This is a genomic window from Ruegeria sp. N10 (assembly GCF_056531545.1).
This window is the reverse complement of record NZ_JBQFLY010000002.1, coordinates 1-17,842: the sequence shown is the minus strand read 5'-3', so window position 1 is coordinate 17,842 and position 17,842 is coordinate 1. Positions and strand designations below refer to the sequence as shown.

Annotated in this window: 17 protein-coding genes and 1 tRNA gene; 7 read left to right on the top strand and 11 right to left on the bottom strand. The window is 57.9% G+C overall.

Translation table 11 applies throughout. From position 1 onward, the window contains the following. Positions 1 to 47: 47 nt before the first annotated feature. The 3 genes from ACR0JI_RS03400 (at position 48) to ACR0JI_RS03390 (ending at position 3,302) form a co-directional block, all read left to right on the top strand. Complete coding sequence (locus tag ACR0JI_RS03400) at positions 48 to 1,607, top strand: trimethylamine methyltransferase family protein (protein ID WP_480476126.1); 1,560 nt, start codon at positions 48 to 50, stop codon at positions 1,605 to 1,607. Positions 1,608 to 1,725: 118 nt separating this feature from the next. After that, on the top strand, positions 1,726 to 2,313 hold the full coding sequence (locus ACR0JI_RS03395; protein WP_480476128.1) for a heme NO-binding domain-containing protein: 588 nt from the start codon (positions 1,726 to 1,728) through the stop codon (positions 2,311 to 2,313). Then, positions 2,310 to 3,302 carry a diguanylate cyclase domain-containing protein gene (locus ACR0JI_RS03390; protein ID WP_480476130.1) on the top strand — a complete coding sequence of 331 codons (993 nt, stop codon included), beginning with the start codon at positions 2,310 to 2,312 and terminating at the stop codon, positions 3,300 to 3,302. Before ACR0JI_RS03395 ends, ACR0JI_RS03390 begins: the two co-directional genes overlap by 4 nt. A 39-nt stretch (positions 3,303 to 3,341) precedes the next feature. On the opposite strand, the gene ACR0JI_RS03385 is transcribed toward ACR0JI_RS03390, so the two are convergent. From ACR0JI_RS03385 to ACR0JI_RS03350, 8 genes are all read right to left on the bottom strand, one after another. Further along, positions 3,342 to 4,040, bottom strand: a complete 699-nt coding sequence (locus ACR0JI_RS03385; RefSeq protein ID WP_480493847.1) for a CbiX/SirB N-terminal domain-containing protein — start codon at positions 4,038 to 4,040, stop codon at positions 3,342 to 3,344. 61 nt (positions 4,041 to 4,101) lie between these two features. Continuing rightward, positions 4,102 to 5,034, bottom strand: a complete 933-nt coding sequence (locus tag ACR0JI_RS03380) for an AEC family transporter (RefSeq protein ID WP_480476134.1) — start codon at positions 5,032 to 5,034, stop codon at positions 4,102 to 4,104. 33 nt (positions 5,035 to 5,067) lie between these two features. Next, complete coding sequence (locus ACR0JI_RS03375) at positions 5,068 to 5,886, bottom strand: MBL fold metallo-hydrolase (RefSeq protein ID WP_480493848.1); 819 nt, start codon at positions 5,884 to 5,886, stop codon at positions 5,068 to 5,070. Continuing rightward, positions 5,883 to 6,689 carry a TatD family hydrolase gene (locus ACR0JI_RS03370; protein WP_480493849.1) on the bottom strand — a complete coding sequence of 269 codons (807 nt, stop codon included), beginning with the start codon at positions 6,687 to 6,689 and terminating at the stop codon, positions 5,883 to 5,885. The genes ACR0JI_RS03375 and ACR0JI_RS03370 overlap by 4 nt, the downstream gene beginning before the upstream one ends. Continuing rightward, the gene (locus tag ACR0JI_RS03365) at positions 6,686 to 7,807 is read right to left on the bottom strand and encodes a DNA polymerase III subunit delta' (RefSeq protein WP_480493850.1); all 1,122 of its coding nucleotides are present in this window, start codon (positions 7,805 to 7,807) and stop codon (positions 6,686 to 6,688) included. Before ACR0JI_RS03365 ends, ACR0JI_RS03370 begins: the two co-directional genes overlap by 4 nt. Before the next feature lie 3 nt (positions 7,808 to 7,810). Further along, on the bottom strand, positions 7,811 to 8,437 hold the full coding sequence (tmk, locus tag ACR0JI_RS03360) for a dTMP kinase (protein ID WP_480493851.1): 627 nt from the start codon (positions 8,435 to 8,437) through the stop codon (positions 7,811 to 7,813). Beyond that, the gene (locus tag ACR0JI_RS03355; RefSeq protein WP_480493852.1) at positions 8,434 to 9,600 is read right to left on the bottom strand and encodes a D-alanyl-D-alanine carboxypeptidase family protein; all 1,167 of its coding nucleotides are present in this window, start codon (positions 9,598 to 9,600) and stop codon (positions 8,434 to 8,436) included. Before ACR0JI_RS03355 ends, tmk begins: the two co-directional genes overlap by 4 nt. Before the next feature lie 16 nt (positions 9,601 to 9,616). Beyond that, positions 9,617 to 10,897 carry an SPOR domain-containing protein gene (locus ACR0JI_RS03350; RefSeq protein ID WP_480493853.1) on the bottom strand — a complete coding sequence of 427 codons (1,281 nt, stop codon included), beginning with the start codon at positions 10,895 to 10,897 and terminating at the stop codon, positions 9,617 to 9,619. Between the two features lie 202 nt (positions 10,898 to 11,099). Between ACR0JI_RS03350 and ACR0JI_RS03345 the strand changes: the two genes are divergently transcribed. Next, positions 11,100 to 11,189: transfer RNA gene (locus tag ACR0JI_RS03345), tRNA-Ser, on the top strand. Positions 11,190 to 11,564: 375 nt separating this feature from the next. On the opposite strand, the gene ACR0JI_RS03340 is transcribed toward ACR0JI_RS03345, so the two are convergent. The 3 genes from ACR0JI_RS03340 to ACR0JI_RS03330 are packed head-to-tail and all read right to left on the bottom strand — an operon-like array spanning position 11,565 to position 13,884. Next, positions 11,565 to 13,244 carry a recombinase family protein gene (locus ACR0JI_RS03340; protein ID WP_480476148.1) on the bottom strand — a complete coding sequence of 560 codons (1,680 nt, stop codon included), beginning with the start codon at positions 13,242 to 13,244 and terminating at the stop codon, positions 11,565 to 11,567. Next, positions 13,241 to 13,657 (bottom strand): DUF2924 domain-containing protein, encoded by a 417-nt coding sequence (locus ACR0JI_RS03335; protein ID WP_093964944.1) that lies wholly within the window; start codon positions 13,655 to 13,657, stop codon positions 13,241 to 13,243. Before ACR0JI_RS03335 ends, ACR0JI_RS03340 begins: the two co-directional genes overlap by 4 nt. Further along, positions 13,654 to 13,884 (bottom strand): DUF3489 domain-containing protein, encoded by a 231-nt coding sequence (locus tag ACR0JI_RS03330; protein WP_093964945.1) that lies wholly within the window; start codon positions 13,882 to 13,884, stop codon positions 13,654 to 13,656. The genes ACR0JI_RS03335 and ACR0JI_RS03330 overlap by 4 nt, the downstream gene beginning before the upstream one ends. 448 nt (positions 13,885 to 14,332) lie before the next feature. Between ACR0JI_RS03330 and ACR0JI_RS03325 the strand changes: the two genes are divergently transcribed. Genes ACR0JI_RS03325 through terL form a run of 3 tightly spaced genes read left to right on the top strand, consistent with a single transcriptional unit; the run spans position 14,333 to position 17,616 of the window. Continuing rightward, complete coding sequence (locus tag ACR0JI_RS03325) at positions 14,333 to 15,727, top strand: site-specific DNA-methyltransferase (RefSeq protein ID WP_245223230.1); 1,395 nt, start codon at positions 14,333 to 14,335, stop codon at positions 15,725 to 15,727. Then, positions 15,720 to 16,151 (top strand): DUF5681 domain-containing protein, encoded by a 432-nt coding sequence (locus ACR0JI_RS03320; protein ID WP_093964947.1) that lies wholly within the window; start codon positions 15,720 to 15,722, stop codon positions 16,149 to 16,151. The genes ACR0JI_RS03325 and ACR0JI_RS03320 overlap by 8 nt, the downstream gene beginning before the upstream one ends. Further along, positions 16,138 to 17,616: a phage terminase large subunit gene (gene terL / locus ACR0JI_RS03315; RefSeq protein WP_170352647.1), complete on the top strand. Its 1,479-nt coding sequence runs from the start codon at positions 16,138 to 16,140 to the stop codon at positions 17,614 to 17,616. The genes ACR0JI_RS03320 and terL overlap by 14 nt, the downstream gene beginning before the upstream one ends. Positions 17,617 to 17,842: the final 226 nt, after the last annotated feature.

Sequence of the window (17,842 nt, the reverse complement as noted above, 5' to 3'; positions counted from 1 at the left end):
AACGCGTCTTCGGGTCTTGCTTGTACCAAGCCAGAACGGAGGCAACCATGGCCGAAACCAACACACGCAAACGCCGCGGCGGAGGACGCGCAGGTGCGGCAGCGCGCAGGGGTAGCGCGGTGATTGACCAGATGCCGTGGGACCCACCCATCAATATAGATCGCCCGACTGAACCGCTGGATCAGGCCGGGATCGAAGCGATCCATGAAGGGGCCATGCGAATTCTGGAAGAGATCGGGATCGAATTCTACAACGAAGAGGCAATCGGCATCCTGCGCGAAGCGGGGTGCACGATCAATGGTGACAACGTCCGCATGGGGCGCGATTTTGTCATGGAGATGATCGCCAAGGCGCCCAGCCAGTTTTCCATTACCCCCCGAAATGTTGACCACAGGATCGAGATAGGTGGAAAGAATATCCTGTTTGGCAACGTTTCATCTCCGCCCAATTACTGGGACATGGAGATCGGAAAGAAAGTGCCGGGCAATCGCGAGATGTGCCAGAATCTTCTGAAACTGACGCAGTACTTCAACTGTATTCACTTCGCAGGCGGATATCCTGTAGAACCCGTCGATATTCATGCCAGTGTCCGGCATCTGGATGTGCTGTATGACAAGCTGACCCTGACCGACAAGGCGATGCACGCTTATTCGTTGGGTAAGGAACGTGTTGAAGATGTGATGGAGATGGTGCGCATCGCGGGCGGTCTCAGCCACGAGGAATTCGAGGCCTCGCCACGGATGTACACCAACATCAACTCGACCTCGCCGTTGAAGCATGACCATCCGATGATAGATGGTTGCCTTAGATTGGCGCGGCGCGGGCAGGCGATTGTCGTAACCCCCTTTACGCTGGCGGGGGCAATGGCACCAGTAACGATGGCGGGTGCGGTTGCACAGTCCCTGGCCGAAGCCTTGTGCGCCATCGCTCTGTTCCAATATGTGCGCCCTGGTATCCCCTGTGTAATCGGAACTTTCACATCCAATGTGGACATGAAATCAGGCGCGCCCGCTTTTGGGACGCCGGAATACATGCGCTCGACACAGATGACCGGGCAGATGGCGCGATATTATGGGCTGCCGCTGCGTTCATCCGGTGTGTGTGCGGCCAATGTGCCAGACGGGCAATCCGTGTGGGAAACCTCGAACTCGCTCTGGGCGGCCGTACAGTCGGGCACCAACATGGTGTACCACGCCGCCGGTTGGCTGGAGGGCGGCCTGATCGCCAGCCCGGAAAAATTCATCATGGATTGCGAGGTTTTGCAGCAAATTCAGCGCTATATGAACCCTGATCTGACCGCGACCGGGCCGGATGAGATTGCTTTGGATGCCATTCGAGCGGTTGGCAATGACGGTCACTTTTTTGGCATCCAGCATACACAGGATCGCTACAGCACGGCCTTCTACCAGCCCTTCCTGAGTGACTGGAAGAACTATGAAGGCTGGGAGGCCGCCGGAGGCATCTGGACGGCTGAGCGTGCGCATCACATGTTCAAAGAGATCATCTCGAGCTTTGAGGCCCCTCCGATGGACGATGGTATTCGCGAGGAACTGGCCGAGTTCGTCGAACGCCGCAAGGCCGAAGGCGGCGCGCCGACGGACTTCTGACAAGGTGGGTAGAGTCGTCTTGATACTCAGTTGCATTCACAGCAACTCGGGGCGAATTTTGGCTATTTGTTAAGGTTTCTCAGACCACAGTGCCAAGGACACCAATCTGAGGCATCCGATGCATGGTCTGATCAATCGGGCGATACAGTCCTTTGTCGGCGCGACCTACGGGCAATCCTGCTGGGTTCGCGTGACCGAAGGTGCGCGGCTTGGGTTTGTCGAGTTTGAAGCCATGCTCATCTATGACGATGACATGACGACCCGGTTGCTCGAGGCCCTGAGTATTGACCTCAACCGACCACAGGCGGAAATCCTTGAAGATCTAGGAACATATCTGGTGTCCCATCCGAACATGGAAGGGCTGCGCCGACTGCTCAGGTTTGGGGGTGTCACCTATGTCGAGTTTCTTCATTCCCTAGATGATCTTGCGGATCGCGTGAGACTGGCTGTCTCTGATCTGACTTTGCCTGCGCTTGAGTTGAGAGAGCTTTCAGCCACGGAATACCAGTTGTGCTGCCTTCCGGACTTACCGGGATTTTCCAGTGTTATGGTCGGGGTCCTGCGCGCGATGGCCGATGATTATGGTGCGCTGGTGATGCTGTCGCATGAGGGTCGTCAGGAGTGTTGTGAAATTATTTCAATCATTTTGGTCGAAAGCGCCTTTGCCGAGGGGCGCCATTTTGATCTGGGGGCTCGGAACAGATGACACATGCTCAGGAACTGGCAGATCTTCTGGAAACGCTTTGCCCGATGTTCCTGTTGGTGGACCGAAGCGGATGCATTCAACAAGCGGGTCCGACACTGCAAAAGCTGCGGCCCGAATTGCCTTTGGTCGGGCTGGGGGTTCTGGACGTGTTCGAGCTGATCCGCCCCAGAACAGTCACCACCCTTCCCGCGTTGATGTCGATGGCCGGTGCCAAACTGCATCTGAGATTTCGCGATGAACCGCGTACGACCCTGAAAGGCCTGGTCGCGCCCTTGCCCGACTCGGGCGGTGCAGTCATCAATCTGTCATTCGGTATTTCGATTTTGGATGCGGTTCGGGATTACGCCCTGACAAGCGCTGATTTTTCCGGCACCGACCTGGCGATCGAGCTGTTGTATCTGGTCGAAGCCAAATCCGCCGCGATGGAAGCGTCTCGTTCACTTAATCTCAGGCTTCAGGGGGCAATGCTAGCCGCGGAAGAGCAGGCATATACCGATACATTGACAGGATTGAAGAACCGCCGCGCGATGGATCATTTGCTGGGGCATCTGATCCTGACAAATTCTACATTCGCCCTTATGCATCTGGATTTGGACTTCTTCAAATCCGTGAATGATCGGCTGGGCCATGCTGCCGGGGATTACGTCCTGCAACAGGCGGCCCGCATCATGCTTGAAGAGACGCGTGGAGACGATACGGTCGCGCGGGTCGGCGGGGATGAGTTTGTCATTATTTTCAAAGGTCTGACGCGGGAAGAAACCCTGGAGTCCATCGCCGGGCGCCTGATCGCGAGGTTGAATGAACCCATAATGTTTCAGGACCAACCGTGCTGTATCTCTGCAAGTATCGGAACGGCCTTGTCCACCCAGTTCAAGGTTCCTAAAGCCGCCGACATCCTTCACGCCGCCGACGTCGCCCTTTATCAGGCCAAGCGAGATGGCCGGTCCTGCCACCGCCTGTATTCCACTCTGATCAAAGCGCAAACCTGAGTTTTGCCTGTTTCCGGGGCAAAGAACTCAGGCGAATTTTTACGCGAGCTGAACGGCCTTCGTTACCTGCTTGGCAATCTGGTGCCGGATGGGTGGCAGTTCCCCAACCACAGGCAGCAGAACGCCTTTGAAGCCTGCTTGGCGCAATCCGGCGGGCACGTCGTCCACTGCGTGCCCCCCGGTGCAGGCAAAGAACGGAAGGCACAGCGCCTGAGCCCCCATGCCAGTCGCGGCTTCGGAAATGGATGGCGGTTCTTCAACAAACCCAACGCGGACAGATTTGAAAGCCAGCATTTCTTGAAGCTGCGATGCGAAATTCAGAGCCACGACCGACGGGTTTCGGCTACGCCCCGACCCATGGGCCGCAATGACCAGATCGGTCGACGCAGTTGCCCAATTCCTTTCGGACAACTCGGATTGCAGGGCGTGCGCGGTCAATTCCGGTAGCTCTGGATCAACACCCAATGGATCTAGTATGCGCGCTTTGTGATCCCCTAATCGCTTGGGTAGTGCGCTGGTGACAAACCATCCGTTTGCCATGAAAAGCGGATAGATGACCGTGTTTTCCGGCAGGCTGTTCAGCTTAGCCTCGAACGCGCCGGGCGCGGCCAGAGTTGCAGCATGCACCGTTACATGCTCGGTCAGGGCGCCGACCGAAGCCGCGAATGCAGCCAAAGCAGCCTCAGCCGGTTCTGGATCGGACGGCTGGCCATGTGCGACGATGATGGCATGTGGCATTTGGATCTCCTGACACGATATGCGTTACGTGCCTCTGTGCGAACTGAGGTCAACACTACTGTTAGCCCAGAACCGTTAGCCAAAGCCAGACAGTCAGGATGGATGTGGCTGTCCCAATGAGAACAGAAGAAGCTGCGACCCGCTTGGCGCGGCCATACATATTGGCAAAGATATAGGCGTTAAACCCGGGCGCCATGGCTGCGTTCAACACCCCCGAGCGGAAAAGGTCCTGCGGCAGCCCCGTGGACTTGCCGAATATCCACACTAGGCTGGGATGTAGCATCAGCGAGATTGCGCAAACAAAGGCGATAGTTCGCAGATCGCCTTCGGGTTTGTATTTGACCAGTACCCCGCCCAGTGCAAACAGGGCGCCGGGCAGGGCGGCCCGAGTGATAAGACCAAGGGCTTCGTCCACCACAGCCGGGATGGTCAAACCGGACAGATTGACCACGAACCCCAGTGCAATACCAAGGATCAGCGCGTTCTTGAACATTGCAGACAGAACAGAACGTGCCATGCGCGCGCCACCGTTTCCGCGATTGCGGACAACCTCCATCACCGTGATCCCAACGCCGTAACAAAACGGGGAATGGAAGGCGATAATCGCATAGTTGCCTGTCAGGTTCTCAGGACCATAAGCGCGTTCGGTAATCGGCAATCCAAGCAGAACCGAGTTTGAGAACAGGCAACAAAACCCGATTGCCACGCAATCTTCCCATTCGCGGTTGAAAATGATGCGCGCACCAAAAAGACCCGTGGTGAAACACAAGGCAGCGGCGGAATAGAAGCTGGCCAAAAGCCGGGGATCGAAACTGGCGCTGAGGTCCAGATGCGCGATGGCCAGAAACAACAGGCATGGGATCGCGAACCCTTGCGTAAATCTCATCAGCCCGTCGACATGGTTTTCTTTGAAATAACCTGTTCGTGTTGCCGTGTAACCGGCACCGATCACAAGAAAGACAGGAAGAATGACGTCAATCAGGCTTTGCAGCATTTGGCCCCCATGCAGCTGCCAAGCTGCGATATCTTATGCAAAAGGAACAGGGGCCTGAAACGCGTGATGTATCACCATCCCGTCATAGGCGGGGGTGATATTGTCCGAAGTTTCTGCATCGACGGTCGCATAGTCCAGATCGATATGCATGTTGGTCAGTATCGCCTTTTTTGGTTGCAGCTTCCCAATCCACTCCAGCGTTTTTTCCAGATGTGCATGTGTGGGATGAGGGCTTCGGCGCAGGGCGTCGATGATAAGATATTCCAACCCTTCCATTTCAGGCCATGCGGCGTCGTAAATTTCGGCAACATCCGGCAAATAGGCGAGCTGCCCCATACGAAAGCCCAGAGAATCAATCGAGCCGTGGTTCACCTTGAATGGACGAAACGGAATGGAACCGCCGGGTCCGTTGATTTCGAACGGCCCTTCGATGGACTTGAGGTCGAGGATCGGAGGATAGGGTGACCCTTCGGGTTGAATGAAGGCGTATCCAAACCGCCCCAGCAGGGCGTTCTGAGTATCACCATCAGCCCAGACCGGAACACGGGTTTTCATGTTGAACACGATCATGCGCAGGTCGTCGATTCCATGGACATGATCCGCGTGAGAATGTGTATAGACCACACCATCAAGCCGCCCGGTGCCCGTGTCCAGCAACTGGCTGCGCATGTCCGGGGTCGTATCAATCAACACGGAGGTTGTGCCGCCTGGACCGTCACGCTCGACAAGCAGGGAACAGCGTCGGCGAATGTTCCTGGGGTTTGCAGGGTCGCAATCACCCCAGTGACCACCCAACCGGGGTACGCCGCCTGACGATCCGCAGCCCAGAATGGTAAATCGCAATTCGGTCATGCAGCGGCCCTGTACGTTGCCGCCTTGCTGAACAGCCGGTCAAAGTTCGCCTGAGTTTGGGCGGCAAAAGCCGGATACTCCAACCCGAACAGCTCGGCCCCTTTTCGGGCTGTATGTGCGGTATAGGCCGGTTCGTTTCGCTTGCCACGATAAGGGGGCGGTGCCAGATAGGGCGCGTCGGTTTCCACCAGAATGCGATCCACTGGCGTGCTTGCGAAAATGTCGCGCAACTCCTGGCTTTTGGGAAAGGCCGCAATGCCGGACATGGACAGGTAAAACCCCAGATCCAGCGCGGCCTTGGCCAACTCGGCCGAGGACGAGAAACAGTGCATCACGCAGGAATAGGGCGCATTGCGATACTCTTCGGCCAGAATTTGGGCCATATCGTCGTCTGCCGCGCGGGCATGAATGATCAAAGGCAACCCTGTGCGCTGGGCTGCTTCGATATGAATGCGCAGGGATTGCTTCTGAAGCTCAGCGCTGTCGGCGGTATAGTGGTAATCCAGACCGGATTCGCCGATGCCCACAAATTTGGGATGTTGTGCCAACGCAAACAATTCATCGACCGAGACCATAGGCTCGTCAGCGGCGCTCATCGGATGGGTGCCTGCGGCGTAGAATACCGGTGCATGGGCTTCGGCAATTGCACGGACTGCGGGTTCATTGCGCAGCTTGGTGCAAATCGTCACCATCCGGGTCACGCCAGCCTCGGCCGCGCGCGAGATGATGTCGTCCAACTGACCGTCAAAATCCGGGAAGTCCAGGTGGCAGTGACTGTCGGTGATCTGGGGGGTGTCGCTCATCTGACCTGGCCGGCGGTTTCCTGTATCTTGAACACCGTATCTAGGACCAGAGCGGCAGGGTCAAGGTTCACCGCCTGACCATGTCGCGTGCGGGCTGTGATTGTCGCTGCGACTTCGGCCCAGCGACGGGCCTGATCCGAAGAATCTGACAGTCTGGCCAGCGTTTCAGCTTCGTTTGGGGCGGCCTCAGAGGTCGGCGGTGCTCCGGTTGCCCCGGTCAGGGCCAGCCGAGACAAGGCGATATCGATCAGTGTCAGCAGCAGATCAAAGCGCTCGGCCGCGCCGCGTTGTGCCGCAGCCTCGGCCAGGGCCAGCGCGCGCTGCCGGTTCAGGCGGGGCAGGGTGCCCAGAATGGCAATCAGTTCGGCATATATTTCAAGCCCGCCCAGATTGATCAGGCGAACGGCCTCCCCGACCGAGCCAGCAGCCAATGCGGCGAGATATTCGGGATGCGTCGGTAAGGTCGTCCCGGTTTGCGACAGCGCGTCCTGCATATCCCCGGCACTCAGGGGCCCAAGACGCAAGGTCCGGCACCGAGAGCGGATGGTCGGCAACAAGCGCGAGGGTTGGTGCGATACCAGCAAAAGAGTTGTACGCGCCGGAGGCTCCTCCAGCATCTTCAGCAGTGCATTGGCGGCGCTGACATTCATCTCATCCGCCGAATCCACGATTACGACCCGGCGCCCGCCATCGGCAGAGGACAGGCCAAAGAACTTTCCCAGCTTTCGGATGTCGTCCACAACGATTTCGTTGCGCAGCCGCCCCTGATCATTCAGTGACCTGGCTATCGCGGCCAATCCCGGCTCGGCCCCGGCCAGTATGCGACGTGACACCGGGTGGTTGGGATCAATGTCGAGAGTCTCTGGCGGTGGCGGCGCGCCAAACAGCCCACCGTCGTTTGCCAAAGGTGTTGCCAGCAAGAACCGCGCAATCCGCCAGGCCAACGTTGCCTTGCCGACGCCACGCGGCCCGGTCAGCAACCAGCCGTGGTGCAGCCGGTCCGAGTTGAAGGCGGTCAGAAACGCCTGTTCCGCTGCATCCTGACCAAAAAGCTGGGCGGTCTCGCGGGGATGCGGCGCACCAGGCACCTGATCCGGAGAGGGGATTTCGTCATTCATCGTCTATCGCAATGCAGCCTGGACGATTTCTGTCACATCCTGTGCAACGCTGTCCATGTCCCGGTTGCCGTCCACAACGCGGAAACGGTCGGAAAACTCACGGGCCAGCGCCAGAAAGCCCGCCCGCATTTTCTTTTGCAGGTCCGGGCCGAAATCTTCGAACCGTTCTTCCGCGCCTTGCCGCCCTTTGGCGCGGGACAGGCCGGTATCGGGGTCCATGTCGATCAGCAGCGTCAAGTCAGGCTCGCGCTTGATCATCAGGCTGTGCAGCTGATCAACAAGGCCGCGCAGATCTCCCCGCGATAGGCCCTGATACATGCGTGTGCTGTCGGCAAAACGGTCGCAGATCACGACTTGCCCTGCGGCCAGCGCGGGTTCGATCGTACGTTCCAGATGGTCGCGGCGGGCGGCCGTGAACAGCAGAATTTCCGTTTCTGCCGACCAGCGGTCGGGATCACCTTCCAACACCAGACTACGAATTTCTTCCGCGCCAGGCGAGCCGCCCGGTTCACGCGTCAAAACGACCTCACGACCTTGCGCGCGCAGTTGATCTGCCAGCATCCGCGCCTGAGTTGACTTGCCTGATCCGTCAATGCCTTCGAAAGTCAGAAATAACCCAGCCCTGGTCACATCGACTCCAGCGGGTTATTGATCACGTCTTTCAGAACAATGCCACCAACGGTCAGCATACGAACGACAAATCCACCAATTGCAACGTCTTCCGCTGCCACCAGCGGACGTCTTATTTCCGGCAATCCTTCAGGCTTGATGACAAGCTCGGCCAGTTGCTGGCCTTTTTTGACCGGCGCATTGATGGGACCCTGATACACAACTTCGGCCTTGACGTTCTGTGTGCCCAGAACTGGAAACAGAACCGTCAGATCGCCGTCAGGTACAAGACCTACGGTCTTTTTCTCGCCCATCCACAGCTTGGCTTCGGCTATCGGCGTTTCCGCGTTGGCAACTGTCCTCTCGATAAAATTTCGAAACGACCAGTTAACCACGGCCTCAGCCTCCTCTGCCCGTTGGCCGGTGCTGTCCAGCCCGCTGAGGACGAAGATGACACGGCGGTCGCCCTGTTTGGCGGAGCCGACGAGGCCGTATCCGGCCTCCTGCGTGTGGCCGGTTTTCAGGCCATCCGCGCCGATGCTCAGTTTCAGCAACGGATTGCGGTTACGGGCATTCGATGGCGCACGGCCATCGAATTCGAATTCCTCTTCTGAAAACAGGGGGTAATATTCGGGGAAGTCGGTAATCAGCCTGTCGGCCAGAACCGCCAGATCGTGAACCGACATCATATGTCCGGCGGCAGGCCAACCGTTCGAGTTCGCGAAATTCGAGTTGTTCATACCGATCTGCTTGGCGCGTTGGGTCATATATCGGGAAAACCCTGCCTCTGTCCCGTCGGGGCTCAGCGCCTCGGCGAGCACTACGCAAGCGTCATTGCCTGACAGAACGATGATGCCGCGCAGCAGGTCCTCGACCCGAACCCGGTCCTGCGTGTTCAGAAACATGGTCGAGCCGCCGTAGCTCATCGCGTGTTCGGACACGGGCAGGGTTTCGTCCAGCGTCAGTCTTCCGTCACGCAGCGCTTCGAAAGCAACATACAGCGTCATGAGCTTGGACATGGATGCAGGCGGCAAGGGTTGATCAGCGTCTTTTGCCAAAAGCACCGTACCGGTGGTCTGATCGATCACATATGCCGCGCGTGCGGATGTATCAAAAGCCTGAGCCGGGATTGCCAGCACGGCAAGCCCAATGGCCAGAACAGAAACTCGCAATGAGGATAGCATGTTATGCCTCCCTGTATCAGTCGGACACGGTGAACGCATCTTTGAAACCAAGATCCTTTACATCTTTTTGAATGGCTTTGCGTTCGGCCCGGGTTGTGGCAGGGCCAACCAGGACCCGCCATACTGTTTTGTTTTCGGTTTTCAGTTCCCGCACAACAGTCGACATGCCATTCCGGCGCACTTTCTCAGCAGCGGCATTGGCATTTGCTTCGACGCTGAATGTCCCGATCTGCACGAATGGTTTGCTCAGCGGAGACGCAGCGCCTGTTGCTGCTGCCGCGGTCGGAATCGCTTCGGTCGCGTCAATCGCGGCTGCCGCGCCTTCGATGGGGTCCAGCGGCGTTTCGGTGATTTCAGTGGGGTCTTTCTTTTGCCACCACTTTCGTTTCGCGGGTTTTTCAGCGGGGGCTTCGACAGGCGCATCGGACAACGCCGGTGCAGCTGCGGCCGCCGCAACTTCTGCGGCCACATCCACACTGTCTGTTGCGACATCCGCCGCAGCCACGGTGGCTCCCGCAGCCGCCGCTGCTGGCTCTTGTTTCTGCCACCACTTCCGCTTGGCGGGTTTTTCTTCAGCGGGCTCTGTCGGATCCTCAGTGGCTGATGCCGCGTCGGTGGTTGTTCCCGTACCTTCGGTTGCTTCATTGGCAGAACTTGCCGCTTCCGCCGCAACCACTGCTGTACCAGCTGCTGCCGCTGGCGCCTTCTTTTGCCACCATTTCGGCTTGGCCGGTTTTTCGCTATCTGCCGCGGATGGATCGTCGGTGGCTGCGGCATCCGACACCGCAACCGTATCCGCCGCCTCGTCTTCCGGTTTGGGCGCGTCCTCTGGTGGTGATTCCTTTACAACTTCACGGCGCAGTGCGACGACACTGACCTTTGTCGGCGCGCCCGCCAGCATTCCGAGCTGTTCCGCAGCCGCAGATGACACCTGAAGTGCCGGGCCGGGCAGGTTGCGTTCACGTCGGAACAGGGCCCCTGTTACGGACTTGTTGTTCGTAGTGTTCGTAATCACGACACGCTCGGGCTGTGAAACATCCGGGTAGGCAACCCAGATCCCACCCAGCGAGGGTCTGCCATCCCAAAGCCCCGCTTCGGTGACCTGAAAAACATCAGGGGCTTCGACGTCACGCTGCGAACCCGAGGCCGCCTCGGGAAGGAGTTCGGTTTTGTTTGAGTTTTCTTCAGGTTTTTCAGCCTCTTGAAGAATGTCCTCACACCCGCTCAGAACTGTCAAAGTCAACGCCAGATACGCCAACCGTTTTGGTCCCGGGCGTGTCATGATCGCTCGCTTCATCTGCTTATCCCTTGCCTGAAGGGGTCTCGTTCTCGGAACCCCGCTGCCGGTCTGCTGGTTCTGCTTGCCAGCCTGTTTCGGTCTATTTCGGGGATCATAACGCGGCTGAAGAGTCATGGAAAGACTGCTGCGCGGGCTTCGGCAAGAAATCCCGATTTCGACTTGCCTCTGGCAGAACTTGCGCTTAGACCCTGCCTTCGACGGGGAGGTGGCAGAGTGGTCGAATGCGGCGGTCTTGAAAACCGTTGGGCGTGAGAGCGTCCCCAGGGTTCGAATCCCTGTCTCCCCGCCACTCATACCTGTCTCACTTCAGTTGTATTTTCTGATCCGGAATTGTTACGCAATTCCCGCGCGTTGGCGCATGCGCTTTCAATCAGAGACGAAGCAAACCGTACATTCAGAGGACAATTCAGGCGCGAGTCTCAGTGTCGCATTTTAGCGGGGTCGCTTTGGGCTGGATTTCCCTGATAACCTGCAATTTACAGGGAATATTCGCAAACCGGGACTGACTTCCGTCATTTCTTCTATCAGAACTGTATGTTTCTCAGAGGTTTATGTTGCAAATTCCCTAAAAGGTGGAACAGGGAATTTCCTCGTGCGAACAGGGAATTGTTCCGCCGGATCAGGGAGGGCGAAGTCTGTATCAGGGACGCAGGAGCTGGAGATGTCAGAAGCCGAACAGGCGTTCCTGTTCGGACCATTCAAGTGGGTGGGTCACGCTGACCAGACGCTTGAGTGTGAGTTCGGGCGGCTGGCTCCCGTCGAGAATCGCCGTTTGAATCTTTGGTGAGAGAAAGGCGAGCTGAGCACGGGTGCGGATGAAGGCGTCAGGGACGCTTTCGCGGCGGGCAATCTCCATCAGTTGAACTCCGGCCTTCAGATCACGGGCCCAGCCATGGGCGCGGATCAGCATGGACCGGAGGTGGGGATCAGGTTGGGGTGCCATGTCTCCGGCGATGACCTTGGCCTCGACGCCGCGGCGGCACAGATCGAAAGATGCGGTGACGTGGGTGAGATCCGGGTGCAGATGATCGGCCGCGATGCCAAGTGCGCTTGCCAGAGTTTTGGGGTTAAATTCGAGGTCGATCTGTCCTCGTGCAAGTTTGCCTTTGGCCAGAAGAGCAGCGCCGATCTGACAGCCATGGCCTAGAAGCCGGGTTACTAAATCCGCAACTGAAGTCTGAACTGCCTCGGCTGACCCGGCCTCCGGCTGCGCCAGTACTTGGTGCGCCGCGGCGGCGTCTTGCAAATGTCTGACGATGACATCAATGACCGCGTTTTCCAGCGCTGGGCCGGGCAGTCGCCAGCCAGAGATATCCTTGCCGCCTGAGATCAGTCGATTGGAGATATAGTAGCGCAACCGTCGGCCGTTGCGCGTGGTGTGGGTCGGCGTCAACCGATCACCAGTTTCGTCATACAGCAGACCGGTGAGCCAGGCCCCGGGGTCAGTGGAGTGTTGGCGCGCATCGGAGTCGCCGCGTGCCCGCGAGCGGTTGGAGGCCTGTCGCATTTTTTCCTGCACCCGGTCCCAGATGTCCTGATCGATGATCGCCGGATGTTGTCCGTCCCAGATCTTATCCTTGTGTCGGATTTTTCCGAGATAGACCGGATTGCGCAGCAGGTAATAGATTTGACCCCGTGACAGCGGACAATCCCCCTTCACACTGCCATCTGTCCGAACAACCCGTTTTGACCGCAGGTCTTCTGCCGTTGCCCGTTCTTCTACTTTGCGCAGGCAACCAAGCTCGTCATAAAGCCCAAAGAGATGCCGGACCGTTCTGGCCTCCTCTTCATTCACCACCAGCGTTCTTGCCTTCGGATCGGGGTGGCGATCATAGCCCAGAGGCAGGTTGCCACCCATCCAAAGCCCCTTCTTCTTCGACGCTGCAATCTTGTCGCGAATACGTTCGGCGGTGACTTCCCGTTCAAACTGAGCAAAGGACAACAGCACATTCAGCGTTAACCGGCCCATGGAAGATGAGGTATTGAAGGCCTGCGTGACGGACACAAAAGAACAGTTTGCCTGTTCCAGCCGGTCGACCAGCTTAGAGAAGTCGGCAAGCGACCGGGTCAGCCGGTCAATCTTGTAGACCACCACCATGTCAATACGCCCGGCATCGATCTCTTCAAGAAGGCGCTGAAGGGCGGGTCGCTCTAGGGTGCCGCCCGACAGGCCACCGTCATCGTAGCGCCCGGACAACAGGGTCCAGCCTTCATGTCGCTGGCTTGCGACATAGGCCGCGCAGGCCTCATATTGCGCATCCAGCGAATTGAAGTCCTGATCCAGACCATCTTCTGAGGACTTGCGCGTGTAGATGGCGCATCGGATTTTACGGCGCGGGCTCATTTGGCCGCCTTGCCGGTGAGCCCAAAGAAACGCGGCCCTGACCAATGCGCGCCGGTAATCTCTCGGGCGATGGCCGAGAGTGAGCGATAGGACCGACCGTTCCAAGTGAAGCCGTCTTCTGTAACGTCGACTACATGGGTCACACTATTCCACTCGCGTAGCAGGCGCCCGCCGGGTTTTAGGGCAGGGCATGTAGGCCGGGGTTTCTTCCCAGAGCCCTTTTCCAGCGTGGCTTTGACCTGGCGGGGTAGCCTGCCATGACGGCGGGACTGCATCTCAAAGGCGATAAAGCGGCGCAGAAAGGGTTGGCTGAGCATGGCGGGGGCGGGTTGATCAAACAGTTGCTGCCAAAGCGTGACCAGATCCGATCGACCCATGGCGGCGAGATCGGCGACATCGCTCGTCTTGGTCATGACGCTTCTCCAGTTCCCGCCGCCAGATGATATGTGGATGGTCCATTTGGTTTGTCGGATGTCCGCCGTTCAATTGTGACGCCTTTTTTCCGCAGACCGCTTAGAGCTGCTCGGACCGAATGAGGCTGCCATCCCGTTGCTTTGCAGAGCGCCTCAAGGCTGGCGCCGCTCGGGCGGCGCAACAAGTGTTGCACTTTGTCAATTTTGGTTTGCTTCCGCTTGGACATGTATTGTCTCCTCTGATTTGGGGCTGGCTAGATGCCGAACCCCGGTACCGAGGAGCGCCCGAATGGCTCGGGCGTGGGTTCAGTGATGCGTGGTTGACGGCAACAGTCCAGCTCTTTCTGAAGCGATTACTTGAGGCGTGTGTTTTGAAGGGCGTTGCTGGCGTACCCCCGATTATTCGTCAACAATCTTAATTGGTTACTTTTAGTTTGGGGGGTTGCGTCTCGTATTGATGGCACCTACATTCGACCTAATCGCCCGGACTATCAGGGCGGGAAACTGCTCCCGCAGGCAGCACTCATTGGAAACACAGGTTTCCGCAGAGAGCATTCAAAGGAGCAACGTCTCGGATCGATTGGTCCGGGGAGTTGCGATTTGTGCTCTCTCCGATTTTCCAGCGCGATCCCTCCATCTCGACGTCCGCGCGGCGTCACGCAAAAGGAGGCGGTTATGCCTGCCAAAAACACACACAGCGACGTTCGGGCGTCCAATACGCCTATCTGGATGGCCGAAAAAGTTATCCAATCCCAGATCAGCCAGATCAAGCCCTACGCCAACAACAACCGCGTGCACGCGGCCAAGAATGTCGACAAACTGAAAGCATCGGTGGCCCAGTTTGGCTTTGTCACTCCGATCCTGTTGGATGGTTCGGGCACAATCATCGCGGGTCATGGCCGCTATGAGGCCGCTAAGGCCCTGGGGTTGAATTCCGTACCGACTGTTGTCGCGGATCATTTGTCAGAAGCGGAAGTGCGCGCTCTGCGCATTGCGGACAATAAGCTGGCGGAATTGTCGGACTGGAATGAAGCGGCGTTGCAGATCGAATTTGCCGAGCTGATGGACCTCAGCCTTGATGGCGAGTTGAACTTTGATCTGGACATCACAGGGTTCGAAACACCGGAGATCGACATCATTATCGACAGCGTCGGTGAGGTGACGGTATCTGTAGCGGAAACTGTTGAGACGCCGGACCCTGCGGCACCCGTAGTCACGGAGCCGGGCGACCTCTGGGTTCTCGGAGATCATCGCATTTTCTGCGGGGACGCCCTTCAAGCCCAGAGCTACGACACCTTGCTGGAAGGCGAGACCCCGCAGATAGTCTTCACCGATCCGCCTTACAACGTGCCTGTCAATGGGCATGTGCGGTCCGGCAATAGCGCCGAACACCGCGAGTTTGCCATGGCGTCGGGAGAAATGACGGATAGCGAGTTCCGCGGCTTTCTTTCAGGCGCGATCACGCAGTTGTTTGACTGCCTGCCGAACGGAGGCATCGCGATGATCTGCATGGACTGGCGTCATATCGAAGAACTGATTACGGCGGGCAAAGCAGCTGGATTGGACCTCATCAATCTCTGCGTCTGGAACAAGACGAACGGAGGCATGGGCAGCCTTTATCGCTCAAAGCATGAGCTGATTTGCATTTTCAAGAAGCCTGGTGCGCCGCACATCAACAACGTCGAGCTGGGCAAACACGGGCGCAACCGGACCAACGTCTGGGATTACGCCGGTGTGAACAGCTTTGGGGCAGGGCGCGAGGCGGATCTCGCGGATCATCCCACGGTGAAGCCGACAGCTCTGGTTGCAGATGCCATCATGGATGTGAGCCACCGCGGCGATGTCGTGCTGGACGCCTTTGGCGGGTCCGGCGCGACTCTGCTGGCAGCTGAGAAAACCGGGCGCCAAGCGCGGCTTATTGAGCTCGACCCGGCTTATGTCGATGTGGCCATCCGCCGTTGGCAGGAGATGACCGGTGATAGCGCCGTGCACGCGGTAACAGGCCAGACGTTCGATGCGCGTTTTGCGGCCAACGATACCACTTCAGAACAGGAGGTGGGTCATGTCTGACGATACGAAAGAGTATGAGGTCGGCTACGGCAAACCGCCCAAAGCGACCCAATTCAAAAAAGGCCGATCCGGCAATCCGAAAGGGCGGCCGAAAGGTGCCAAGGGGGTGAATGCCAGCTTGAAACGTGAATTGGAAACCAAGATTACGGTTCGCGAAGGCAGCCACGAAATCCGGATTTCCAAGGCTGAGGCAATTGCCAAGCGGTTCACGGCAGGCGCGTTGAAGGGCGACACGAAATTGTTGATGGCGCTGCTTAAGCTGGACACAGATCTGTTCAACGCAAGTGAATTGGACGCGCAAGAAAGCGTCCGTACGGTTGAGCCCGACGCTGTCGACTACGACATCCTCCGGGATTTCTTTTCCAGCCAACTGGACGGTGACGGTGATCTGGAAAACGAGGAGGCGGAAGATGACGACTCCTGATCCAAAAATCGTCGTGCAAGCCGCTCGCGAGGTTTGCCGGGACAATTTCTTTCCCTTCGTTTGGCGTGTGTTTGGCACGCTGCACCAGGGAACTGACCGCAGCTTTGATCCGGCCTGGCATGTGCGGGCCATGTGCCATGAGTTGGACAATGTCCGTCGAGGCGAAAACAAGCGACTGATCATCAACATCCCGCCACGTTGCCTGAAATCGGTCACCGTGGCCGTTGCATATGTCGCTTATCTTCTCGGTCATAACCCCAGCGCCAAGATCATCGTTGCCAGCTATGGGTTGGATCTGGCGCGCAAACATTCCGAAGATTGTCGTCGGATCATGTCTGCGCGCTGGTACCGGGAAATGTTCCCTGAAACGGTCTTGGCTAAAAAGGGCAACACCTCAGAAGAAATCCGCACCACAAAGGGAGGCAGCCGTAAGGCTGTCTCCATTGGAAGTTCTGTCACCGGTCATGGCGCCGATTACATCATCATCGATGACCTGCTGAAAGCCGGAGATGCCGGCTCCGAAGCCGAGCTGGTCAAGGCGCAGGAGTTCATTGAGGGGACCTTGTTGTCGCGCTTCGACAATCCGGCCGAAGGGCGTGTGGTTATGGTTGCGCAACGGTTGCACGAGATGGATCCGCCGGGTTATCTGCTCGAACGCGGGACCTACCGGCATCTGAATCTGCCTGCCATCGCAGAAGGCCATGAGGTGGTTCCTCTTGGGCGTGGAAGGGTCATGCGCCGCAAACCGGGTGATCTCCTGTGCCCGTCCCGTTTGGATCAGCAAACGCTGGATACCAAGCGTCGCGAAATGGGCGCGGCCGTGTTCAATTGCCAGTATCAGCAGAACCCCATTGCTCCCGACGGGTCGCCCTTGCGCTGGGAGTGGTTTGGCACCTACGAGACCATCGAAGATCGCCGCTGGTTCCAACTGGTGGTTCAGAGCTGGGATACGGGCATGTCGGCAGACCCCCGGTCTGATTTCTCTGTCTGTACAACCTGGGGGTTCCGCGAAAATGCGTGGCATCTTATCGACGTCTGGCGCGGGCAGGTAGACTACCCAGACCTGAAAGCCAAGGCACTGCAACTTGTCGGCCGTTGGGATCCCGATCGTGTCCTGATCGAAGATGCGGCCTCCGGCAAACCTCTTTTGGACGAATTGTTTCGTGATGACCGTCGGCGCTACGAACGCATTAAACCCGACAAGGACAAGGAAACCCGGTTCCAGTCCGCTTGCGGTCCTGTCGAAGAGGGCAAGGTTTATCTGCCTGCAGATGCACCCTGGCTGCCGGTATTCAAACGGGAGCTTCAGTCCTTTCCACGCGGACGCAACGACGATCAGGTCGACAGCTTTGCCCACTTTCTGAACTGGTCCAAGGGACCGGGCTTCTACCGGGCATTGGGCCGCGACCACCGGATCAACATCGAACGTCGGGAGCGTAATCGAGAGAGGGTCAGGCGACGGTAGGATCTCGGAGTTGAGCTTGAAAACTCGTTGAATAGTACTGGGAGGGCCGATGTCGGACCAATCCTGAGAGCGGCCCCAATGACCGCTCGCAACCACAAACCGGTCTAATCGCTAATGCCGTCGGATGACGGCTTTGATGAAGATTTTCTGATGCGGGCCAGAGTGCAAGGTTTGGACTGGGGCCGACCGTGGCCCGCGTTGGAAAATCTCTCAGGGAGGAAGCCGC